The organism is Bacillus sp. FSL L8-0099, assembly GCF_038006385.1.
GTDB lineage: Bacteria > Bacillota > Bacilli > Bacillales > Bacillaceae_G > Bacillus_A > Bacillus_A toyonensis.
Map to the genome: position 1 here is coordinate 5,393,395 of NZ_JBBOVC010000001.1, position 22,006 is coordinate 5,415,400.

The window sequence follows — 22,006 nt, forward strand, 5'->3', positions numbered from 1 at the left end:
ATATTATTCCTGCTCTGGGTCACGCAAGTAATACCCTACCCCACGTCTAGTTACAATTAAAGTAGGATGACTTGGATTATCTTCAATTTTTTCACGTAAACGACGTACTGTTACATCCACTGTACGCACATCTCCAAAATAATCATAACCCCAAACTGTTTGCAATAAATGTTCACGTGTCATAACTTGTCCTAAATGTTTTGCTAAATAATGTAGCAATTCAAATTCACGATGTGTAAGCTCAATATTTTCCTCACGCTTTGTTACACTATAAGCATTTGGATTAATAATAATTGGTCCAATAACCATTTCAGTATTTTCTTCTTTTTCTGCTGCACCACCTTGTTGATGGCGGCGTAAATTCGCCTTCACACGAGCAAGTAATTCCCTCGTACTAAATGGCTTCGTTACATAATCATCTGCTCCAAGCTCAAGCCCTAATACCTTATCAATTTCAGAGTCCTTCGCTGTAAGCATAATAATCGGCATTTCTGAGTTTTTACGTATTTCACGACAAACCTCTAAACCATCTTTTCCTGGTAGCATAATATCTAATAAAACCATATCTGGCTGTTCTTCATTAGCTTTCTCAATTGCTTCATCACCATCATGTGCCATTACAATTTCAAAACCCTCTTTTTCTAGGTTGAACTTCAAAATGTCTGCAATCGGCTTTTCATCATCAACTACTAAAATTTTCTTTCCCATCATCGTCTATTTCCTCCTCATAAAAATATGGTCAATGATTCTTAAATATATTGATGTTTCTATAGTATATCCCTATATGACAGCAACCTTTATTTAAGTGTTCTCTCCTCTATTCTCATAGACTCATGTATGATCCACCTTTACACGGAATCCTATACGATCTACAGAAAAACCTCTAGCTTCAACTGCTAGAGGCTCCTCATCCTATTGTAAAATAACTACCCACATTTGTAAAACTACACAAAATAAAAAGGATATTAAGTGGGCCCACTTAATATCCTGAGAGTGGCTCGGGACGGAATCGAACCGCCGACACGAGGATTTTCAGTCCTCTGCTCTACCGACTGAGCTACCGAGCCAAAACTATATATAAAACCACTAATGGTGGTATAAACAAAAGTGGCGGTCCCGACCGGGGTCGAACCGGCGATCTCCTGCGTGACAGGCAGGCATGTTAACCACTACACCACGGGACCAAAAATAAACATAAAAAAACATGACCCGTACGGGATTCGAACCCGTGTTACCGCCGTGAAAGGGCGGTGTCTTAACCACTTGACCAACGGGCCACGAAAAATAAAATGGTGAGCCATGAAGGATTCGAACCTTCGACCCTCTGATTAAAAGTCAGATGCTCTACCAACTGAGCTAATGGCTCATACTCACCAACGTCATATTTTCGTGACGACAAGATGTATCATAACATATCATCTTTCACTTTTGCAATACTTTTTTTGTTTTTTTTATAAAAGATAAGAAAAAACTCATGCGGACATGAGTTTTTCTTAAAAATATCAATTAAACTTCGTATACGTTACGAACGATATTCGTTTGGTTACGATCTGGTCCAACTGAGAACATAGATAATTGGATTCCTGTTAATTCAGAAACACGCTCTACGTATTTTCTTGCATTTTCAGGAAGCTCATCTAATGATTTCACACCAGTAATATCTTCTTCCCAACCTGGAAGCTCTTCATATACAGGCTCACATTTCGCTAAAATGTTTAAGTTTGCTGGAACTTCATCTATAACTTCTCCGTTATATTTGTAAGCAACACAGATTTTAAGAGTTGGAATACCTGTTAATACATCAATAGAGTTTAATGATAAATCCGTTAAACCACTAACACGACGCGCATGTCTTACAACAACGCTATCGAACCAACCTACACGGCGTGGGCGACCAGTTGTTGTTCCGTATTCACGACCAACTTCACGAATTTGATGACCAATTTCATCATTAAGTTCAGTAGGGAATGGACCATCACCAACACGGCTTGTATATGCTTTACATACACCTACAACGCGAGTAACTTTCGCCGGACCAACTCCAGTTCCAACTGTTACACCACCAGCAATCGGGTTAGAAGATGTAACAAATGGGTACGTACCGTGGTCAATATCAAGCATAACACCTTGTGCACCTTCAAATAATACACGGTGATTGTTATCTAGTGCATCATTTAATACAACAGATGTGTCGCATACATATTGTGCGATTTGTTGTCCATATTCGAAGTACTCTTCAAAGATTTCTTCTACGCTGAAACCTTCTGTATCGTACATTTTTTCAAATAAACGATTTTTCTCTACTAAATTGCGCTCAAGCTTCTCTTTAAATGCTTCACGGTCTAAAAGATCAGCCATACGGATACCAATACGAGCAGCTTTATCCATATATGCAGGACCGATACCTTTTTTCGTTGTACCGATTTTGTTATCACCTTTACTAGCCTCTTCTAACTCATCTTGTTTTAAATGATAAGGTAAAATAACGTGTGCACGGTTACTTACACGTAAATTATCAGTACTTACACCACGGTCGTGTAAGTATTTTAACTCTTCAAGTAATGCTTTTGGATCTACTACTAAGCCATTTCCGATTACACAAATTTTCTCTTTATAGAAAATACCAGATGGAATTAAGTGTAACTTATATTTAACTCCGCCGAAAACAATTGTATGTCCCGCGTTATTTCCACCTTGATATCTTGCAACTACTTCCGCATGCTCAGAAAGAAAATCAGTGATTTTACCTTTTCCTTCGTCGCCCCATTGTGTTCCTACAACTACTACTGAAGACATTATTAAAGCACCTCCGCAATTTTCAAACGATCTATTCAAACAATATAATTGTACCAAAACCGAAAAAGAAGTCAACCAAAAAAGCGAACATTTTTTTATTAAAAATCATTTTCGTTCGTAAGAATTATATTTTCACCTTATGAAAGCCTTATCTTTACTCTATAAAAAAAGAAACACATCTTATTATAAGAAATGTGTTTCTTTTTTATACTGCCTTTATGCCCCATCCTCAAAGCGTCGTTCTAAGTTAACGAACTTATTAAATTCTTTAACAAACGCAAGCTCTACTGAACCTACCGGACCATTACGTTGTTTTGCGATGATAATTTCAATCGTATTTTTATTTTCCGTTTCACGGTCATAGTAATCTTCACGATACAAGAATGCTACAATATCAGCATCCTGCTCAATACTCCCCGATTCACGAATATCAGACATCATAGGGCGTTTATCTTGACGAGATTCAACACCACGGGATAACTGTGAAAGGGCAATAACAGGCACTTGTAATTCACGCGCAATCCCTTTTAATGTACGCGAAATCTCAGATACTTCCTGCTGACGGTTCTCGCCCGACTTCCCACTTCCCTGAATAAGCTGTAAATAGTCAATTAAAACCATCCCAAGACCTTGTTCCTGCTTTAATCTACGGCATTTTGCTCGAATCTCATTTACCTTAATCCCTGGTGTATCATCAATATATATACCGGCATTTGAAAGGCTTCCCATCGCCATTGTTAACTTCGCCCAATCATCAGAAGTTAATGACCCAGTACGAAGTCTTTGCGCATCAATATTACCTTCTGCACAAAGCATACGCATAACAAGCTGATCAGAGCCCATCTCCAAACTAAAGATCGCTACATTTTCATCCGTTTTCGTCGCTACGTTTTGTGCGATATTTAATGAAAATGCAGTTTTCCCTACTGACGGACGCGCCGCTACTATGATTAAATCATTTCGTTGGAAACCTGCGGTCATCTTATCTAATTCAGTAAATCCAGTTGGTATTCCTGTAACTTCACCTTTTTGATTATGCAAAAGTTCGATTTTATCGTAAGCATCCACAAGAACGTCTTTAATATTCTGGAATGCTTTAGCGTTCGTTTGATGAGATACTTCTAATATTTTTTTCTCAGCCTCATTTAAAAGGCCGTCCACATCATCTTCTCTCTCATATCCATCAGACACGATATGAGTCGCCGTTCGAATTAAACGACGTAAAAGCGCCTTTTCAGCGATGATTCGTGCATAATACTCTACGTTAGCAGCAGTTGGAACAATCTCTGCTAACTCTGCTAAGTAAGAAACCCCACCAACTTCTTCTAGTAATCCTTGATCAGCCATCGCTGACGTCATCATTACTAAGTCAATTGGCTCTCCCTTATCAGACAAGCCAAGCATCACTTCAAAGATCTTTTGATGTTTCGTTCGATAAAATGAGTCAGGTACCAATAGTTCTGATGCTGACGTTAACGCATCTTGATCAATCAATATGGCACCTAAGACTGCCTGCTCAGCTTCTATATTATGCGGAGGGGTACGATCAGCCATTACATCACTCATACGCAATCCTCCTTGTTTAATTTATTTTTATTGTTCACTAACATGAACTTTTACTTTTGCTGTTACTTGCGGATGCAATTTTACAGTCACATTTGTATAACCTAATGCACGAATTGCATCATCCATTTCAAATTTACGTTTATCAAGTTTGATTTTATGTGATTTTTGCATTGCGTCTACGATTTGTTTGCTTGTGATAGAACCAAATAAACGGCCACCTTCTCCAGATTTCGCCTTCAGTTCCACAGTTAATTTCTCTAAAGTTTCTTTCAGCTCTTTTGCATTCTCAAGCTCTGCTGCTGCATCTTTTTCTTCTTTACGCTTTTGAGCTTCTAAAGTTTTCATACTGCTGTTTGTCGCTTCAGCAGCTAATCCTTGTTTTAGTAAAAAGTTATTTGCATAACCATCTGGTACGTTTTTTATTTCTCCTTTTTTACCTTTACCTTTTACGTCTTTTAGAAAAATTACTTTCATGATTGTGTGCCTCCCTGTAAATAGTCATCAATAACAAATCGAAGCTTCTCCTCAGCTTCATCTACTGTAACATTTTTCATTTGTGTGGCTGCATTCGTCAAATGCCCGCCACCTCCTAGATTCTCCATAATTAGCTGCACATTCACTTCACCTAAAGACCTGCCGCTAATTCCAATGAAATTCTCCCCACGTTTCGCTATAACAAATGATGCAATAATACCCGTCATCGTTAATAGCGTGTCCGCTGATTGTGCAATAAGCACTTGATCGTAATAGTCATCACTATCAACTTTTGCAATAGCAATTCCATTTTTATAAATGTACGCATTTTTAATAGCTTTTGCAACTCGTAAATACTGATTCATATCTTCTTTTAACAATTCTTGTACAAGTACAGTATCTGCACCATGCGAGCGTAAATAAGAAGCTGCATCAAACGTACGAGCACCCGTCCGGAACGTAAAACTTTTCGTATCAACAATAATACCAGCTAACAATGCCGTCGCTTCTAACATTGTCATCTTTAAATTTTTCGGTTGATACTCAAGTAATTCTGTAACAAGTTCTGCCGTCGAAGAAGCATATGGTTCCATGTAAACAAGTAATGGATCTTCAATAAAATCTTCTCCACGACGATGATGGTCAATCACCACTACATTTTCAATTTTACGAACCAGTTTTTCCTCCATCACCATAGAAGGCTTATGTGTATCCACAACAACAAGTAAGGACTCATCATTTGCAAATTCCATCGCTTGATCTGGGGTAATAAAATGAGACCATAGTTCTTCATTTTGTTTCACTTTATCCATCAGACGTTTAATTCCCTTATCGGAATCATTTTCATCTAACACAATATATCCTTTGCGCTCATTTAATTGAGCTACCTTTAAAATACCAATCGCAGCACCAATTGCATCCATATCAGGGGCCCTATGTCCCATTATAATGACATTACTACTTTCTAATACTAAATCCTTCAATGCATGCGAAATAACTCTAGCACGTACACGAGTACGCTTTTCAACTGGATTTGTTTTACCGCCGTAAAATTTAACTTTACCTGTCGCTTGTTTAATAGCTACTTGATCCCCACCACGTCCAAGCGCAAGGTCTAAACCAGATTGAGCCATTGCTCCAAGCTCTGATAAAGGCATATCACCTGATCCGACACCCACACTTAACGTAAGTGGTATATTCCTTTTAGATGTTTCTTCACGCACTTGATCTAAAATGTTAAACTTGCCTTTCTCCATTTGTGCTAAAATACTTTCATTTAGTACAACGAAGAACCTCTCTGAAGATGCACGTTTTAAATAAGCGCCATACTTAACAGCCCATTCATTTAGACGTGACGTCACAAGACTTGTTATATTCGTACGTAATTGATCATCTAATCCTTGTGTAACTTCATCATAGTTATCTAAATAAATAACAGCTAAAACAGTGCGTTGATCTTCATACATCTTTTCAATTTCTGTTTGTTCCGTTACATCAAAGAAATAAATTAGCTTTTCTTCTTTCCTTACAAAAACACGGAACTTTCGATTATTTAAAGAAACTATATCGTCAGAAGTTTCCCCCTTAATAAAAAGGAGTAATGTTTCTGATACATCGTAAAGGTGCCAACCGGCTAATGCATGCTGTCCCAAACATGATGATAAATAAGGATTTGCCCAATCAATCCCATAATCCTTATTGTATAACAAAATACCAATTGGCATTTGGTTAAATGCTTCATTACTCACTTTCTTTACCCTTGTAATCATATCTGTCGTATGTTTTTCAAAATTTCTTTGGAAAGTAAGTTCGAATCGTATAACGACAAAAAGTACAATACAAAAGATAAAAAAGGCTGATATTCCCATAATTAAATGAAAGTAACAGAGGAGTGAAATTAGCACAAATACAAAAAATGCCAATACATAAACAGGATATAAAAACCACTGTTTCTTATAAAATTCAGGCATGTATACAACTCCTATAAAGTAAAACTAACTCACCTTCCAGTTAGTTTTACAGATTAAAATAGTATAAGGAATATTATTTTATCCCCCTATTTTAGAACGCAATGAAATCCCTAAGTCAATTATACCTAAGATTGTTACAAGAGGAAACATCATCGGAATAAACATGCATACAATAAAACTAATAATAGGAACACCTTTAGTAAATCCTTTTCTATGCGCTAAAAAGGTGATAAATGTCAGACCTTGCAGTACGAGCAATAGTGCAAATATGACATATAGGTTGGAAAATACCATATATAAATATGATGCTGGTTCTACCTTTATAAAAGTTGCTAACAAAATAAATATAACGTAATACCAGACAATGCTCTTTGGCAATTGTATATCTTTAAATTTAGGCCAAGATATAACGTCATACTTTAACTTCCTCAAGACACTACCCGATAGGAGCACTGTAATCCAAGAAAAACAAACAGAAACCATTACAAGTAAACTCGGGAATAGTGTTTGTAATATCTCATTGAATTGTCCAAATAACTCTTTTTGTTCTTTACTAATTGGCATACCTGCAGCGCTTACCACCTTTTCACTTTGCGCCATACTTTCATTAAACATATTTTGTATTTGCTTCATTAAATCTATGTTAAAAAACTTTATACTTGCAACATAAATGAGCACAAAACCAATTAAATATGCAAGGGTTCCTGCCATCAAGATCTCTATTGGCTTTTTTCTTTTTTTATACATGGATCCTAAAACAATCCCTATCAATCCAAACATTATTGTCTTCACTAGATTCAAGGGCTGGCTCACAATAACGGTAATAAAAAGCGCAGCTGTAAAAATTATAAAAGCATTGGATAACCTATATTTTATCGTAAACAATATAAACGGTAATGGTAATGCGAAAGTTACAACTGTACCTAAAACCGGAACGTATAAAGACACAAGCAATAATATCGCGTATATAGCTAATAACGCTGCGCCTTCAGTAATAAATTTTGTTTGTTTCATGATTTAACCTCTCTTTCAAAAAAGAAAAGCATAGCAAAATGCACAGTAGAGTCCGACTCTACTGTGCATTTCATACGCTATTATTCACCAACATATGGTAAAAGTGCCATTTGACGAGCACGTTTAATTGCAACTGTAAGTTTGCGTTGGTATTTTGCGCTTGTTCCTGTTACACGACGAGGTAAAATTTTACCACGTTCAGAAACGAAACGTTTTAATAAATCAACATCTTTATAGTCAATGCGAGTGATGCCGTTAGATGTGAAGAAACACACCTTACGACGTTTCGCACGTCCACCTTTGCGTCCTGCCATGTCTATTCCCTCCATTCTTTGTTAAAAATAGCCGATTCATACCATTAAAATGGTAAATCGTCGTCCGAAATGTCAATCGGTTGACCAACATTCGAAAATGGATCGTCATTCTTCGTAAATCCAGAGTTTCCAGTGTTACCTGAGTTGCCTGAATTACTAGATTGACCAAATGGGTTAGAGCTTTGGTTACCGAAACCAGCTCCTGATGGTTGCTGATTGAATGAACCACGTTGCTCCCCACCGCCATTACGCGGCTCTAAAAATTGTACGCTCTCCGCAAGAACTTCTGTTACATATACACGTTTACCATCTTGTCCATCGTAATTACGAGTTTGAAGACGTCCGTCTACGCCTGCTAAGCTACCTTTTTTCAAATAATTTGCCACGTTTTCTGCTTGTTTACGCCATATTACACAATTAATAAAGTCAGCTTCACGCTCACCTTGTTGATTCGCAAATGCGCGATTCACAGCTAACGTAAAAGTAGCTACTGCAACACCATTGGGCGTGTAACGTAAGTCAGGGTCCTTAGTTAAACGACCAACGAGGATAACACGATTCATCAATCGAACCACTCTCCCTTATATATCAATTATTTTTCTTCTTCTTTAACAACGATATGACGAAGGATATCTTCGTTGATCTTAGCTAAACGGTCGAATTCGTTAATCGCTTCTGCGTTAGAGTTCACGTTTAAGATCATGTAGAAACCTTCACGTAAGTCGTTGATTTCGTAAGCTAAACGACGCTTACCCCACTCTTTCGTGTTAATGATTTCTGCACCATTGTTTGTTAAAACACCTGCAAAACGTTCAACTAAAGCTTTTTGAGCTTCTTCTTCAACGCCAGGACGAATGATGTACATAATTTCGTACTTTCTCATTACACTTTCACCTCCTTTTGGTCTAAACGGCCCATAATGGGCAAGGAGCAATTAATTTATAGTAATTACTCACGAGTTTAGATTATATCATAGTAAGTTATATGAATCAACTCACCAATACGTAAAAAACTTGGCAAACACATAATATATTTGCCAAGTTCATATCTTTATTTTTCCTAGGAAATATTAAATTAAACGTTAAAACGGAAGTGCATAACATCTCCGTCTTTTACGATATACTCTTTTCCTTCTAAACGTACTTTTCCAGCTTCTTTTGCAGCTGTCATAGAACCGTTTGTCATTAAATCATCATAAGAAACTGTTTCTGCGCGAATAAATCCACGCTCAAAGTCTGTATGAATTACGCCCGCACATTGTGGTGCTTTCATACCTTGTTTAAACGTCCATGCACGCACTTCTTGCACACCAGCTGTGAAGTAAGTAGCAAGTCCTAATAAGTCATATGCAGCACGGATTAACTGATCTAAACCAGATTCTTCAATGCCTAGTTCTTCCAGGAATACTTTTTTCTCTTCCTCATCTAACTCAGCGATTTCTGATTCAATTTTTGCACATACAACAATTACTTGTGAATTTTCATTTGCTGCAAATTCTTTTACCATTTGTACGTATTTATTTTCAGAAGGATCCATAATATCATCTTCACTTACGTTTGCTACGTATAGCATTTCTTTCGTTGTAAGTAAATGAAGGCCTTTAACAATCTTCATTTGCTCTTCTGTAAATTCAACAGTACGAGCTGGTTTCCCCTCTTCGAAAGCTTCTTTTAAACGCACTAAAATTTCATGCTCATATACTGCTTCTTTATCTTTTTGTCTTGCTAATTTCGCAACACGCTCGATACGTTTATCAACAGACTCTAAGTCTGCTAAGATTAGCTCTAAGTTGATTGTTTCAATATCATCAATTGGATCTACTTTTCCTGAAACGTGCGTAATATTTTCGTCTTCAAAACAACGAACAACTTGGCAAATTGCATCTACTTGGCGAATGTGAGATAAGAATTTATTTCCTAACCCTTCGCCCTTACTTGCACCTTTTACGATACCTGCAATATCAGTAAACTCAAATACAGTCGGAACAGTCTTTTTCGGTTCTACTAATTCCGTTAATTTATTTAAACGCTCATCTGGTACTTCTACAATTCCTACGTTTGGATCAATTGTACAGAATGGATAGTTCGCAGATTCTGCTCCTGCTTGTGTAATTGCATTAAATAAAGTGGACTTCCCTACGTTAGGTAATCCAACAATCCCAGCCGTTAATCCCATATTTTTCACTCCTATGTCTCAATCTTTCATCATTATAGATAGTAACGAAAAAAATGACAAGTTTCCTCCAAACGAAAAAAGCAACAGCCACCTACTGCAACTGTTACTTTTTCTCTATTCTTCGTGCTTCACAAGTATTTTTTTCACCTTACGATCAAACTCTCTTCGAGGAATCATTACTGAATGGTCACATCCCTCGCACTTAATGCGGATATCCATTCCCATACGAATAATTTTCCAACGATTCTCACCACATGGGTGGGCTTTCTTCATTTCCACAACGTCGTACAAGTTATATTCCTTTTGCTCCACTCTCCAAACCCCTCTCGATACTAAAGTGCTTTTCCACTAACCAGTTCTTCACGATTATATAAAACCATACGTGGATATGGAATTTCAATTCCATGTAAATCTAGACGATTTTTAATCTCTTTACGAAGTGCTCTTGCAATAACTGCATGTTGCATCGGTTCTACTTCAGCAATAACGCGTAATATAACTTCTGATGCAGCTAATGTTTGCACACCTAATAATTGAGGCGTCGTTACCATTTTTTCGTATTGTGCAGGTAACTCTATTAATAAATCCTCAATAACTTGCTCTGCTTTCGCAATGTCAGCCTCATATGAAATAGATACATCAACAAATGCTACACTATTACTAACTGAGTAGTTAGTAACTTGAACAATACTTCCGTTTGGTAAAGTATGAATTTCACCTGTCCAACTCTTTACTTTCGTTGTACGAAGTCCAATTTCTAAAACGACTCCTTCAAATTGACCGATTTTAACATAATCGCCAACTGAAAACTGATCTTCTAGCAAAATAAATAAACCTGTAATAACGTCTTTCACTAAACTTTGAGCACCAAATCCGACTGCTAAACCAATTACCCCGGCACCCGCTAATAAACCTGATGCATTAATATTAAACACACCTAAAATCGCAATTAGCATAATGAACATAACAACGTATGCTACAATATTTTCAAGTAATTTCGCTACCGTAACTGTACGACGTTCTGAAATTTGGATTGGAGAACGGCTCCCCATGCGAAACGCATTTCGTACAACCGCTCTTGCAACTCGCACAACAACTGCACCAATTGTTAAAATAATACATATTTTTAATGTCGCAACTCCAATATGAGCCCAACGATCAGCATCCAATAAATACTGTTTCGTAGAATTAAACCACTTCGTTAATAAATCCATGTATCTCTACCTCTCCAGCCAAAATTTCTTTTTAGTTATTCTTCTTATTGTATCAGAAGTCTCTCTGATTGCTGAAAAAATTTATAACTTTAATTGCATTTGTTAACTTCTATCCAGGTATAAAATGGAACGAATATATATATACTAGTACTATTATTTCCGTTTTCATTTACATTTTGCAAAAAGTACGCACTTATAGTTTTCCATTTTATTCGCCATATAACATATTTTGAAAATTTATTAAAAGGATGGGTGCTTCATGAATATTGGAAGTTTTCGCTTACCTTTTTTCGAAAAAGAAACTCAAAATGTTATGCACCAAGACTTAGAAGCCTCCGAGACAATCAGTAACTTCTTGCTTTCCCATATTCCTATTCAAACTAATATACCACTTATTCTCGTTTGTATCGGAACAGATCGTTCCACCGGTGATGCACTCGGCCCATTAGTTGGCACTAAGCTAGAACAAGTAGAAATCAAAAACTTCCAAGTGTTCGGCACACTAGATGAACCAGTGCATGCACTGAATCTAGAAGAGAAAATTCAAAATATACAGAAAGAAAATCCTACTTCCTTTATAATTGCCGTTGATGCATGTTTAGGAAAGTCTCAAAATATCGGTTCAATTACTACTGGAAAAGGACCTAGTAAACCTGGTGCTGCGATGAATAAGAAATTACCTGCAGTTGGTGATTTGCATATACACGGCATCGTCAATTTAAATGGTTTTATGGAGTTTTTTGTTCTTCAAAATACGAGATTAAGTTTAGTGGTGAAAATGGCCGATGTAATCGCACAAAGTATAAAAGAGACGGATCAAAAATTATCTGCATTAAAAAAAGCAAACCATCTATAAATAATAAGATGGTTTGCTTTTTAATTTTTATGTGATAATAATTCTAAAATACGATTTAAATCTTCTTTATTAAAAAATTCAATTTCGATTTTACCTTTTTCTTTTTTCGTCTCTTTAATTTTCACATCTGTGCCAAACTTTTCTCTTAAGAACGTTTCACGTTCTACGAAAAATATATTTCGCTCTTTTTTCACTTGTTTTGTTTCACGTGAAACGTGTTGATTAATCTCTTGGACGATTTTCTCTAATTGACGAACATTTAATCCTTCTTTTTCAATGCGTTTCAATAAGGACTTCAATTGTTCTTCATCTTTGATTGTAAGTAAAGTTCTCCCATGAGCCATTGAAAGTTGACCATTTGCAATCATATCTTGTACGAAAGAAGGGAGGCTTAATAACCGAGTATAGTTTGCAATGTAAGGTCTACTTTTACCAAGACGTTTTGCTAATTGTTCTTGCGTTACATTTAGCTCATTCATTAACATCTGGTATGCCATTGCCTCTTCCATCGGATTTAAATCTTCTCGTTGTAAGTTTTCTAACAAAGCAAATTCCATCATTTGCTGCTCGTTTAATTGCCTTACAACGGCAGGTACCTTTTCAAGTCCAGCCTCTTTGGCAGCACGATATCTTCTTTCACCTGCAACAATTTCATATCCTTTAATACTCTTTCTAGCAATTAACGGTTGTAATATGCCGTGTTCTTTAATAGAAGCCGCTAATTCCTCAATCGCAGCTTTATTAAAGTGCTTACGCGGTTGGTATGGATTCGGCCTTAATTCAGTTACGATAATCTCCTGAATCGTTTCTTCTTTTTTCACATCTAAATCAGGAAAAAACACATTAATCCCTCTTCCTAAACCTTTAGCCACCTGCAATCACTTCCTCTGCTAAATCTATATATACTTCTGCCCCTCTTGATTTAGCGTCATACTGCATAATCGGTTTCCCATGACTTGGTGCCTCACTTAAGCGAACATTACGTGGAATAATGGAACGGTATACTTTATCCCTAAAGTATTTCTTCACTTCATCTATAACTTGAATCCCTAAATTTGTACGGGCATCTAGCATTGTTAACAATACACCTTGAATTGCTAGATCTTTATTTAAATGTTTTTGTACAAGTCGAACTGTATTTAATAGCTGACTTAATCCTTCGAGTGCGTAATATTCACACTGAACAGGAATAATAACAGAATCTGCTGCTGTTAATGCATTAATCGTTAATAACCCTAAAGACGGGGGACAGTCGATAATAATGTAATCATATTCATCACGAACTGGCTGTAATGCCCTTTGCAAACGTACTTCCCGGGAAATAGTCGGTACCAATTCAATTTCAGCACCAGCCAATTGAATTGTAGCGGGTAGAACATCTAAGTTTTCAGTTGCGGTTTTCCGTATAACTCCCTGAACATCTGCATCTTCCACAAGAACATTGTAAATACATTGGTCTAATTCTGACTTTTCAATTCCCACACCAGTCGTTGCATTTCCTTGAGCATCAATATCTACGAGAAGGACTTTCTTACCTACTTGCGCCAATCCAGCCCCTAAATTAACAGATGTTGTTGTTTTTCCAACACCGCCTTTTTGATTAGCAATAGCAATGATTTTTCCCATGATGTCACCTACTTTCAACCTTTCTATCTTATTCTAGTAACAATTACGTTTATTGTAACATGAAATAAAAGTTTTTCTTTTCCGTCCTTATTAAACTTCAAAATTTATTTCTAAACTCCTTCTTCATTAACAAGAAAATATAGCAAAAGAGACCTCTCCAGTAGGATAAGGTCTCTAACACATCATTATTATTTTTTCTTCGGAACTTTAATCGTAATTTGATAGTACTCATCAAATTCTTCTTCCTCAGAATTAACATTTAAACCACTGTCAGCCACCATTTGTAATGATTGCCTAATTGTATTCATAGCAATTCTCGCGTCTCGGCTTACTGCTTTTTGCTTCGCCTTGCGCTTCGGTTTTACTTCTTCTAGTAATTTCGCGATTCGTTCCTCTGTTTGTTTTACATTGAGTTGTTTTTCCACAATTTCTTGTAAAACTTTCAGTTGTAATTCCTCATTTTTTAAAGGAATGAGAGCACGAGCATGACGTTCTGTAATACTTTTTTCTAACAATGCACTTTTTATTTCTTCAGGCAACTTTAACAATCGCAACTTATTTGCGATTGTAGATTGTCCTTTTCCAAGTCGTTGTGCCAATGCTTCTTGCGTTAAATTATGTAACTCAATCAGCTTTTGATATGCCACAGCTTCCTCGATTGCTGTTAATTCCTCACGTTGCAAATTTTCAATTAACGCTACAGAAGCCGTCTCTGTATCATTTAAGTTCTTTATGATCGCAGGGACCTTTTCCCAGCCTAACTTCGTTGCTGCGCGAAAACGTCTTTCTCCAGCAATAATCTCGTACTTATCATCCTCATACTGCCTCACAACAATCGGCTGAATGAGCCCGTGTGTACGAATCGTTAATGCCAACTCGTCGATACGTGCATCGTCAAAAACCGTTCGTGGTTGATAACGATTAGGAGTAATATTTACGATCGGAATTTCTTGTATTTCTTCATATACCTTTTTATCTATTTCTTCATGGCTTTCGTCTTGTAATTCGAATTCGCTCTCTTTATCTCCAAAGCCAAATAAACGAGAAAACGTATTTTTCATACATATTCCACCACCTTTTAGGCCTATTGACTATTCTACATAAAATGTTTCCTATGAAACATTTACGTTTTCATTTATATAATTTAATCTTACGTCTAATAAGATTTATTTTTCAATAGGTAATTTATTGGGTGTTCCCGGTTTGCGTGGATATTTCTTTGGTGTCTTGCGCTTTTTCTCGATTAATAAAATATTACGTTCACTTTCTTCAAACGGTAATTGGAACGTAGACATCTCTTTTAACTCTCCGCCAAGCACCCCTAAAGCATACTTGCCATTTTCAATTTCTTCGTTTGCTGCTGCACCCTTCATCGCAATGAATGTTCCTCCGACTTTTACAAGTGGTAAACATAGCTCACTTAATACAGAAAGACGCGCAACTGCACGTGCCATTACAATATCGTACGATTCACGTACACCTTCTTTTTTCCCAAATGTTTCAGCACGATCGTGACAAAATGCAACGTCACTTAATTCTAGCTTTTGTGCTAAATGATTTAAGAAATTAATACGTTTTTGCAATGAGTCTACAATTGTTACTTTTAAGTGCGGGAAACAGATTTTTAAAGGAATACTTGGGAATCCAGCCCCTGCACCAACATCACAAATTGAGAATGGTTTTGAAAAATCATAATAAAAAGCAGCTGTAATAGAATCAAAAAAGTGTTTTAAGTATACTTCTTCTTTTTCCGTAATAGCCGTTAAGTTCATTTTTTCATTCCACTCTACTAATGTTTCAAAGTAGATTTTGAACTGCTCTAACTGCCTAGAAGAGAGGGTAATACCCTTCTCTTCTAGCATAGATTGAAATTGTTCTATGTTCATCTAGCGATAGCTCCTTACTATTTATTGGTTCGATACGCGCGCAATTTTTCCTTGTTCAATATACACAAGTAAAATGGAAATATCTGCTGGATTTACGCCAGAAATACGTGAAGCCTGCCCCATTGAAAGTGGACGAACATCTTTCAATTTCTGTCTAGCTTCTGAAGCAAGGCTAGAAATTGCATCATAATCAATATCCACAGGGATTTTTTTATTTTCCATTTTCTTCATACGCTCTACTTGCTGTAATGATTTTTCAATATATCCTTCGTACTTAGTCTGAATTTCAACTTGTTCCGTAACTTCATCACTTAATTCTACTTCGCTTGGTACTAAAAGATGAATATGCTCATATGTCATCTCTGGACGACGTAATAAGTCACTTGCACGTATTCCGTCTTTCAATTCACTTCCACCAATGCTACGAATTAATTCTTGAACTTCAGGACGTGGTTTAATAATAATGCTACCTAAACGTTCCTTTTCCTGTTCAATTTGTAACTTTTTATTTGTAAATCGCTCATAGCGCTCTTCTTTAATTAATCCGATTTCACGACCAACTTCAGTTAAACGAAGATCCGCATTATCGTGGCGTAATAATAGACGGTACTCTGCACGAGATGTTAATAAACGATATGGTTCATTTGTACCTTTCGTTACAAGATCATCAATTAAGACACCAATATAAGCATCCTCGCGCCCTAAAATAACTTCTTTTTTACCTAAAGATCGACATGCCGCATTAATTCCAGCCATAAGCCCTTGTCCTGCCGCTTCTTCGTAACCAGAAGTTCCGTTAATTTGTCCTGCTGTATATAAATTTTTAATGTTTTTCGTTTCAAGTGTTGGCCATAATTGCGTTGGCACAATTGCATCATACTCAATTGCATAACCTGTACGCATCATTTCGACATTTTCCAGCCCCGGGATTGTTCTAAGCATGTCACGCTGTACATCTTCTGGTAAGCTTGTAGATAGACCTTGTACGTATACTTCTTGCGTATTGCGTCCCTCTGGCTCTAAGAAAATTTGATGACGTGGTTTATCATTAAATCTTACTACTTTATCTTCAATAGAAGGACAGTATCTAGGTCCTGTTCCTTTAATCATACCAGAATACATAGCTGAACGATGTAAATTTTCATCTATTAAACGATGTGTTTCCGTACTTGTATATGTCAACCAACATGGAATTTGATCCATAATAAATTTCGTCGTTTCAAAAGAGAACGCACGTGGTTTATCATCACCCGGTTGAATTTCTGTTTTACTGTAGTCAATTGTATTGCTGTTTACACGAGGAGGTGTACCTGTTTTAAATCTAACAAGATCAAATCCAAGCTCCTCTAAATGCTCAGATAATGTAATAGATGGTTGCTGATTATTTGGACCGCTCGAATATTTTAAATCACCCATAATAATCTCACCACGTAAAAATGTTCCAGTTGTAATTACGACTGTTTTTGCTGTATATTCAGCACCCGCTTGCGTAATTACCCCTTTACATACGCCATCTTCAACGATTAAACGCTCTACCATTCCTTGGAACAAAGTTAAATTTGGTGTTTCTTCAATTGTTTTCTTTAATTCATGTTGGTAAGAGAACTTATCTGCTTGTGCTCGAAGTGCACGTACAGCTGGTCCTTTACCTGTATTTAACATACGCATTTGAATATGCGTTTTATCAATATTGCGTCCCATTTCTCCGCCTAATGCATCAATTTCACGAACAACAATCCCTTTTGCTGGTCCACCAACAGAAGGGTTACATGGCATAAACGCTACCATATCTAAATTAATTGTTAACATTAATGTTTTGGAGCCCATTCGTGCTGCCGCAAGACCAGCTTCACATCCTGCATGACCTGCACCGATTACTATAACATCGTATGAACCGGCATTGTATCCCATTATTTATTCCTCCTAATAATCTCTATCTTTCTGAAACATCGCCATATTATTTTCCTAAACAAAATTGAGAGAACAACTGGTCAATTAAGCTTTCATGGACAGTATCACCAGTAATTTCACCAAGTATTTCCCACGTTCTCGTTAAATCAATTTGTACCATATCAATCGGAACACCATTTTCTATTGCCTCAATTGCATCTCCAATTGTCTTTTCTGCTTGTGTTAATAGTCCGATATGCCTTGCGTTAGAAACATATGTCATATCTGCAGAATCAATTGTTCCTTCAAAGAATAGCTCAGCTATCGCCTGTTCAAGCTCATCTATTCCTTGCTCCTCGATTAAGGATGTTGTAATAACACGATTTCCCGCAGCCAATTCTGCAACACGTTCCATATCAATTCCTTGCGGTAAATCCGTCTTATTCACAATAACAATGAAATCTTTTCCTTGTACCGCACGGAATAAATCTTCATCTTCATTTGTTAAAGCCTCACTATAATTTACGACAATTAACACTAAATCTGCTTGGCTCATCATTTCTTTTGAACGTTCTACCCCAATTCGTTCAACAACATCTTCCGTTTCACGAATCCCGGCTGTGTCTATAAGTTTAAGTGGTACACCACGCACATTAACGTACTCTTCAATAACATCACGAGTTGTTCCTGCAATATCAGTTACAATTGCCTTTTTCTCTTGAACGAGACTATTTAATAGCGATGACTTCCCAACGTTAGGTCTACCGATGATTGCAGTAGCAATACCTTCACGTAAAATCTTCCCTTGCTTCGATGTTTCTAATATTTTTGCAATTTCAGCACGAACATGTGTCGCTTTCTCAATTAAAATATTATGTGTCATCTCTTCCACATCATCATATTCTGGGTAATCTATGTTTACCTCAACATGAGCTAGCGTTTCTAATATGTCCTGACGCAGGCGGCCAATTAATTTAGATAATCGCCCCTCCATTTGATTAATCGCTACGTTCATTGCACGATCTGTTTTTGCACGGATTAAGTCCATGACAGCTTCTGCTTGTGATAAATCAATACGACCATTTAAAAAAGCACGTTTTGTAAATTCACCAGGCTCTGCTAATCGTACTCCTTGCGCTAAAATAAGCTGCAATACTTTATTTACCGAAACAAGTCCACCGTGGCAGTTAATTTCTACTATATTTTCGCGTGTAAAAGTTCTTGGTGCACGCATAATAGACACCATAACTTCTTCAATAACTTGATTTGTATCTAAATCAACAATATGACCATAATGAATTGTGTGAGAAGGAACCTCTGTTAAGTCCTTCCCTTTAAAAATACGATTAACTTTTTCAACCGCATCATCCCCACTTACTCGAACAATGGCAATTGCGCCCTCTCCAAGCGCTGTGGAAATCGCAGCAATTGTATCAAATTCCATGTCCTTTCACCTCACTTGCTTATTTATCTCTATTTCAACACGATTATTTTCTTCACTAAATTATTAGAATACCATAACGAACCTATCTACAAAAGAATAATAACTCATTTTATTATGTCCTCATGTAAAAAACACTAAACTTATTCACAGTGGATAAGTTTAGTGTTTTTAGTTATCCACATCTGTTTTCCCCTCAAAAAAACCGGCACTCATTTGAGTAACCGGTCATTTGGAAGATATTACAACATGCCGATGTGGTTCATTTCCTTCAGAAGTTGTATTGATATCTTGATGATTAGATAATGCTTGATGGATAATTTTTCGTTCAAAAGATGGCATCGGCTCTAAAACAACTCTTTTTTTCGTTTTAGACACTTGTTTTGCTAATCGATAAGAAAGCGATTCTAACGTACTTTTTCTTTTACTACGATAATTTTCAGCATCTAGTGTAATACCAATATACTGTTTCGTATGGCGATTCGCGACAAGTTTTGTCAAATACTGCAAAGAGTTCAACGTATTACCTCTTTTTCCAATTAAAACACCTACATTATCACCAGAAATTGTAAATTCAACTTCGCGTCCCTTTACAATTTTACTAATCTCGACTTCCACACCCATGTTGCGAATAACATTTTTTAAATACTCTTCACATTCTTGAATGGGATCTTTCTTCAATACAACTTCTACTACTGCAGGACGATTCCCAAATAAGCCTAGGAATCCCCTTTTACCCTCATCGATAATATTTATATCAACTTGATCTTTTGAAGTGTTTAATTGCCTTAAAGCATCTTCTACTGCCAGCTCGACTGTTTGTCCTTTAGCAGTAATTACACTCACTTACCTGCTCCTCCAGCCTTACTAGCCTTAATTTCTGGCCCTTTGATAAAGTACATTTGAGCGATACCAAAGATATTACCAACAACCCAGTAAAGTGATAATGCCGCTGGGAAGTTAATTGCAAAGATTAAAATCATAATCGGCATAAGCCAAATCATCATTGCCATTTGTGGATTTTGACCAGCAGTTCCTGCCATTGCAAGCTTTTGCTGAATAAATGTCGTAATCGCTGCAACAACCGGTAAGATATAGTAAGGGTCTGCCTGTCCTAAATCAAACCATAAAAATGTATGTTTACTAATTTCTGATGTTCTCATAATCGCATGATAAAATGCGAATAAAATAGGCATCTGAACAAATATTGGTAAACAACCGGCTAATGGATTTACACCATTTTTTTGATATAACTGCATCATTTCTTGTTGTAATTTTTGCTGTGTTGCTTGATCTTTAGAGCTATGTTTTTCTTTTAACTTCACCATTTCTGGTTGTAATGCTTGCATTGCTTTCGTACTCTTCGTTTGTTTGATCATTAGTGGTAATAATGCAAAACGAATGATAAGAGTTGTAACGACGATTGCTAAACCATAATTCTTACCGAATAATTCAGCAAAATACGTAATTAACTGAGATAGTGGATATACAAAATATTCATTCCAAATCCCAGTGCTTTTCGGTGTAATTGGCTGATTTACTTCACTACAGCCAGCAGTAATTGCCATTAACGCAACAACCATGGCTAGTAAACCTAATTTCTTTTTCAAAGCCTACTCCTCCTTGTATCGGTATGTATATAGTGTAATTCATTTCCTTACGCTACTTTTTTATTTTTTCATACCAGAGCGTTTAAAGACATGAATTAAGCTTTTCTTTACTTCTTCATATGTCATCTCTGCACAAGGCTTCCTTGCTATTATAACAAAATCTTTTCCAGAATCTATCTCATCTTTCAATTCTGTAATGGACTGACGGATCATACGCTTAATTCGATTACGAACTACTGCGTTTCCTATCTTCTTGCTAACAGAAAGACCGATGCGAAAATTTGGCTGTTCTTCTTTATTTAGTTGGTATACAACAAACTGACGGTTCGCATTTGATTTTCCTTTTTGAAAAACCTCCTGGAATTCATCATTCTTCTTTATACGATTTTTTTTCTTCATATCAATTGACACTCCTGTATTTCATCAGCGGAAATTCACTATTATTAGAAAAAAAGACCACTGAACGATCAGTGGTCTACGCAGATAATACTTTTCTTCCTTTACGACGACGAGCTGCTAGCACTTTACGTCCGTTCGCTGTGCTCATACGGCTGCGGAAACCATGTACTTTGCTGCGCTTACGTTTATTTGGTTGGTAAGTTCTTTTCATTATATGACACCTCCCTGAGGAATATCTGTTAAAGACAGTCTTATAAATTATAGTTAATCAACTAGGAAAATGTCAATGGTTCTCTAAATTTTCATCAAATATTCATTTTGAACCTGTTCACATTCTTTTTCACAGTTCTTATATTTCCTTGTGGATAAATGTTTTTTTATGTTTTTTATATCCACAAACTTTTTTCTTACTTTTACACAGTATATCGTATTGTGGACAAGTTTATTCCACAAGGTATTGATTTTGTGGATAACTTTCTTAATTTCATTGCTATAGCTACTTTTTTTTGATATTATAGTTGTGTTTTCACTTTGAATAAGTTTCCCACATGTTTATTTTATCCACAATTTGTGTATAACATGTGGACAGTTTTAATCACATGTGGGTAAATAGTTGTCCACATTTGCTTTTTTTGTCGAAAACCCTATCTCATATACAAACGACGTTTTTAGGTTTTAAAAGACGTTTCGTATAAATATACATTTACTATTTATTGGGTTGTACATTTGTTGCGCAACCTTATTCTTTTACCATCTTAGTAAAGGAGGGACACCT

General features: G+C 36.4%; 23 protein-coding genes and 4 tRNA genes. 1 reads left to right on the forward strand and 26 read right to left on the reverse strand.

The window, feature by feature from the left end; genetic code table 11:
• Positions 1–3 precede the first annotated feature (3 nt).
• The 16 genes from walR to MHH42_RS27595 form a co-directional block, all read right to left on the reverse strand.
• A complete protein-coding gene (walR, locus tag MHH42_RS27520) occupies positions 4–711 on the reverse strand; it encodes a cell wall metabolism DNA-binding response regulator WalR (RefSeq protein ID WP_000971864.1) in 708 nt (235 codons plus the stop codon).
• A 283-nt stretch (positions 712–994) separates the two neighbouring features.
• A tRNA-Phe gene (locus tag MHH42_RS27525) sits at positions 995–1,067 on the reverse strand.
• Between the two features lie 41 nt (positions 1,068–1,108).
• A tRNA-Asp gene (locus MHH42_RS27530) sits at positions 1,109–1,184 on the reverse strand.
• A gap of 21 nt (positions 1,185–1,205) precedes the next feature.
• Positions 1,206–1,277, reverse strand: a tRNA-Glu gene (locus MHH42_RS27535).
• A gap of 13 nt (positions 1,278–1,290) precedes the next feature.
• Positions 1,291–1,366, reverse strand: a tRNA-Lys gene (locus MHH42_RS27540).
• Positions 1,367–1,506: 140 nt separating this feature from the next.
• Entirely contained in the window at positions 1,507–2,796 is a 1,290-nt protein-coding gene (locus MHH42_RS27545; RefSeq protein ID WP_000100232.1) for an adenylosuccinate synthase, read from the reverse strand.
• Between the two features lie 216 nt (positions 2,797–3,012).
• Complete coding sequence (gene dnaB, locus MHH42_RS27550) at positions 3,013–4,362, reverse strand: replicative DNA helicase (RefSeq protein WP_001286243.1); 1,350 nt, start codon at positions 4,360–4,362, stop codon at positions 3,013–3,015.
• A gap of 27 nt (positions 4,363–4,389) precedes the next feature.
• A complete protein-coding gene (rplI, locus tag MHH42_RS27555; RefSeq protein WP_000864222.1) occupies positions 4,390–4,836 on the reverse strand; it encodes a 50S ribosomal protein L9 in 447 nt (148 codons plus the stop codon).
• Entirely contained in the window at positions 4,833–6,806 is a 1,974-nt protein-coding gene (locus MHH42_RS27560) for a DHH family phosphoesterase (RefSeq protein WP_001113905.1), read from the reverse strand. Before MHH42_RS27560 ends, rplI begins: the two co-directional genes overlap by 4 nt.
• 78 nt (positions 6,807–6,884) lie before the next feature.
• On the reverse strand, positions 6,885–7,820 hold the full coding sequence (locus MHH42_RS27565; protein ID WP_340894685.1) for a YybS family protein: 936 nt from the start codon (positions 7,818–7,820) through the stop codon (positions 6,885–6,887).
• 80 nt (positions 7,821–7,900) lie between these two features.
• Complete coding sequence (gene rpsR, locus MHH42_RS27570) at positions 7,901–8,134, reverse strand: 30S ribosomal protein S18 (RefSeq protein ID WP_000918874.1); 234 nt, start codon at positions 8,132–8,134, stop codon at positions 7,901–7,903.
• Between the two features lie 44 nt (positions 8,135–8,178).
• Complete coding sequence (ssb, locus tag MHH42_RS27575) at positions 8,179–8,700, reverse strand: single-stranded DNA-binding protein (RefSeq protein ID WP_000981965.1); 522 nt, start codon at positions 8,698–8,700, stop codon at positions 8,179–8,181.
• 26 nt (positions 8,701–8,726) lie between these two features.
• The gene (gene rpsF, locus MHH42_RS27580) at positions 8,727–9,017 is read right to left on the reverse strand and encodes a 30S ribosomal protein S6 (protein ID WP_001233781.1); all 291 of its coding nucleotides are present in this window, start codon (positions 9,015–9,017) and stop codon (positions 8,727–8,729) included.
• A 191-nt stretch (positions 9,018–9,208) separates the two neighbouring features.
• Complete coding sequence (ychF, locus tag MHH42_RS27585; RefSeq protein ID WP_000524664.1) at positions 9,209–10,309, reverse strand: redox-regulated ATPase YchF; 1,101 nt, start codon at positions 10,307–10,309, stop codon at positions 9,209–9,211.
• Between the two features lie 114 nt (positions 10,310–10,423).
• The gene (locus tag MHH42_RS27590; protein ID WP_000435485.1) at positions 10,424–10,621 is read right to left on the reverse strand and encodes a DUF951 domain-containing protein; all 198 of its coding nucleotides are present in this window, start codon (positions 10,619–10,621) and stop codon (positions 10,424–10,426) included.
• A gap of 20 nt (positions 10,622–10,641) precedes the next feature.
• On the reverse strand, positions 10,642–11,523 hold the full coding sequence (locus tag MHH42_RS27595; RefSeq protein ID WP_000365117.1) for a mechanosensitive ion channel family protein: 882 nt from the start codon (positions 11,521–11,523) through the stop codon (positions 10,642–10,644).
• 259 nt (positions 11,524–11,782) lie between these two features.
• Here MHH42_RS27595 and yyaC point away from each other — a divergent pair, with 259 nt between their 5' ends.
• Entirely contained in the window at positions 11,783–12,379 is a 597-nt protein-coding gene (gene yyaC, locus MHH42_RS27600) for a spore protease YyaC (RefSeq protein ID WP_340894688.1), read from the forward strand.
• 20 nt (positions 12,380–12,399) lie between these two features.
• Here the strand turns inward: yyaC and spo0J are convergent, their stop codons facing one another.
• From spo0J to rpmH, 10 genes are all read right to left on the reverse strand, one after another.
• The gene (spo0J, locus tag MHH42_RS27605) at positions 12,400–13,251 is read right to left on the reverse strand and encodes a stage 0 sporulation protein Spo0J (protein WP_080119617.1); all 852 of its coding nucleotides are present in this window, start codon (positions 13,249–13,251) and stop codon (positions 12,400–12,402) included.
• Complete coding sequence (soj, locus tag MHH42_RS27610) at positions 13,244–14,005, reverse strand: sporulation initiation inhibitor protein Soj (protein ID WP_000516116.1); 762 nt, start codon at positions 14,003–14,005, stop codon at positions 13,244–13,246. The genes spo0J and soj overlap by 8 nt, the downstream gene beginning before the upstream one ends.
• 188 nt (positions 14,006–14,193) lie before the next feature.
• Positions 14,194–15,066, reverse strand: coding sequence for a nucleoid occlusion protein (noc, locus tag MHH42_RS27615; RefSeq protein ID WP_000799019.1), 873 nt, complete (start codon positions 15,064–15,066; stop codon positions 14,194–14,196).
• 105 nt (positions 15,067–15,171) lie between these two features.
• Complete coding sequence (rsmG, locus tag MHH42_RS27620; RefSeq protein ID WP_340894690.1) at positions 15,172–15,891, reverse strand: 16S rRNA (guanine(527)-N(7))-methyltransferase RsmG; 720 nt, start codon at positions 15,889–15,891, stop codon at positions 15,172–15,174.
• Between the two features lie 21 nt (positions 15,892–15,912).
• Entirely contained in the window at positions 15,913–17,802 is a 1,890-nt protein-coding gene (gene mnmG / locus MHH42_RS27625; RefSeq protein ID WP_000541048.1) for a tRNA uridine-5-carboxymethylaminomethyl(34) synthesis enzyme MnmG, read from the reverse strand.
• A gap of 46 nt (positions 17,803–17,848) precedes the next feature.
• On the reverse strand, positions 17,849–19,225 hold the full coding sequence (mnmE, locus tag MHH42_RS27630; protein ID WP_000393771.1) for a tRNA uridine-5-carboxymethylaminomethyl(34) synthesis GTPase MnmE: 1,377 nt from the start codon (positions 19,223–19,225) through the stop codon (positions 17,849–17,851).
• Positions 19,226–19,450: 225 nt separating this feature from the next.
• A complete protein-coding gene (jag, locus tag MHH42_RS27635; RefSeq protein ID WP_000111507.1) occupies positions 19,451–20,068 on the reverse strand; it encodes an RNA-binding cell elongation regulator Jag/EloR in 618 nt (205 codons plus the stop codon).
• On the reverse strand, positions 20,065–20,832 hold the full coding sequence (spoIIIJ, locus tag MHH42_RS27640; RefSeq protein ID WP_000727743.1) for a YidC family membrane integrase SpoIIIJ: 768 nt from the start codon (positions 20,830–20,832) through the stop codon (positions 20,065–20,067). The genes jag and spoIIIJ overlap by 4 nt, the downstream gene beginning before the upstream one ends.
• 60 nt (positions 20,833–20,892) lie before the next feature.
• A complete protein-coding gene (rnpA, locus tag MHH42_RS27645) occupies positions 20,893–21,231 on the reverse strand; it encodes a ribonuclease P protein component (protein WP_340894692.1) in 339 nt (112 codons plus the stop codon).
• Between the two features lie 76 nt (positions 21,232–21,307).
• Positions 21,308–21,442 (reverse strand): 50S ribosomal protein L34, encoded by a 135-nt coding sequence (gene rpmH, locus MHH42_RS27650; RefSeq protein WP_000831901.1) that lies wholly within the window; start codon positions 21,440–21,442, stop codon positions 21,308–21,310.
• Positions 21,443–22,006: the final 564 nt, after the last annotated feature.

What these genes read in the sequence shown, in the direction of transcription:
- noc (WP_000799019.1), bottom strand. Translation starts at nt 15,066, where the DNA reads ATGAAAAATACGTTTTCTCGTTTATTTGGCTTTGGAGATAAAGAGAGC.
- mnmE (WP_000393771.1), bottom strand. Translation starts at nt 19,225, where the DNA reads ATGGAATTTGATACAATTGCTGCGATTTCCACAGCGCTTGGAGAGGGC.
- rpsF (WP_001233781.1), bottom strand. Translation starts at nt 9,017, where the DNA reads ATGAGAAAGTACGAAATTATGTACATCATTCGTCCTGGCGTTGAAGAA.
- MHH42_RS27565 (WP_340894685.1), bottom strand. Translation starts at nt 7,820, where the DNA reads ATGAAACAAACAAAATTTATTACTGAAGGCGCAGCGTTATTAGCTATA.
- dnaB (WP_001286243.1), bottom strand. Translation starts at nt 4,362, where the DNA reads ATGAGTGATGTAATGGCTGATCGTACCCCTCCGCATAATATAGAAGCT.
- walR (WP_000971864.1), bottom strand. Translation starts at nt 711, where the DNA reads ATGATGGGAAAGAAAATTTTAGTAGTTGATGATGAAAAGCCGATTGCA.
- rplI (WP_000864222.1), bottom strand. Translation starts at nt 4,836, where the DNA reads ATGAAAGTAATTTTTCTAAAAGACGTAAAAGGTAAAGGTAAAAAAGGA.
- rpmH (WP_000831901.1), bottom strand. Translation starts at nt 21,442, where the DNA reads ATGAAAAGAACTTACCAACCAAATAAACGTAAGCGCAGCAAAGTACAT.
- MHH42_RS27595 (WP_000365117.1), bottom strand. Translation starts at nt 11,523, where the DNA reads ATGGATTTATTAACGAAGTGGTTTAATTCTACGAAACAGTATTTATTG.
- MHH42_RS27545 (WP_000100232.1), bottom strand. Translation starts at nt 2,796, where the DNA reads ATGTCTTCAGTAGTAGTTGTAGGAACACAATGGGGCGACGAAGGAAAA.
- rnpA (WP_340894692.1), bottom strand. Translation starts at nt 21,231, where the DNA reads ATGAAGAAAAAAAATCGTATAAAGAAGAATGATGAATTCCAGGAGGTT.
- yyaC (WP_340894688.1), top strand. Translation starts at nt 11,783, where the DNA reads ATGAATATTGGAAGTTTTCGCTTACCTTTTTTCGAAAAAGAAACTCAA.
- rsmG (WP_340894690.1), bottom strand. Translation starts at nt 15,891, where the DNA reads ATGAACATAGAACAATTTCAATCTATGCTAGAAGAGAAGGGTATTACC.
- rpsR (WP_000918874.1), bottom strand. Translation starts at nt 8,134, where the DNA reads ATGGCAGGACGCAAAGGTGGACGTGCGAAACGTCGTAAGGTGTGTTTC.
- MHH42_RS27560 (WP_001113905.1), bottom strand. Translation starts at nt 6,806, where the DNA reads ATGCCTGAATTTTATAAGAAACAGTGGTTTTTATATCCTGTTTATGTA.
- mnmG (WP_000541048.1), bottom strand. Translation starts at nt 17,802, where the DNA reads ATGGGATACAATGCCGGTTCATACGATGTTATAGTAATCGGTGCAGGT.
- soj (WP_000516116.1), bottom strand. Translation starts at nt 14,005, where the DNA reads ATGGGAAAAATCATTGCTATTGCTAATCAAAAAGGCGGTGTTGGAAAA.
- ychF (WP_000524664.1), bottom strand. Translation starts at nt 10,309, where the DNA reads ATGGGATTAACGGCTGGGATTGTTGGATTACCTAACGTAGGGAAGTCC.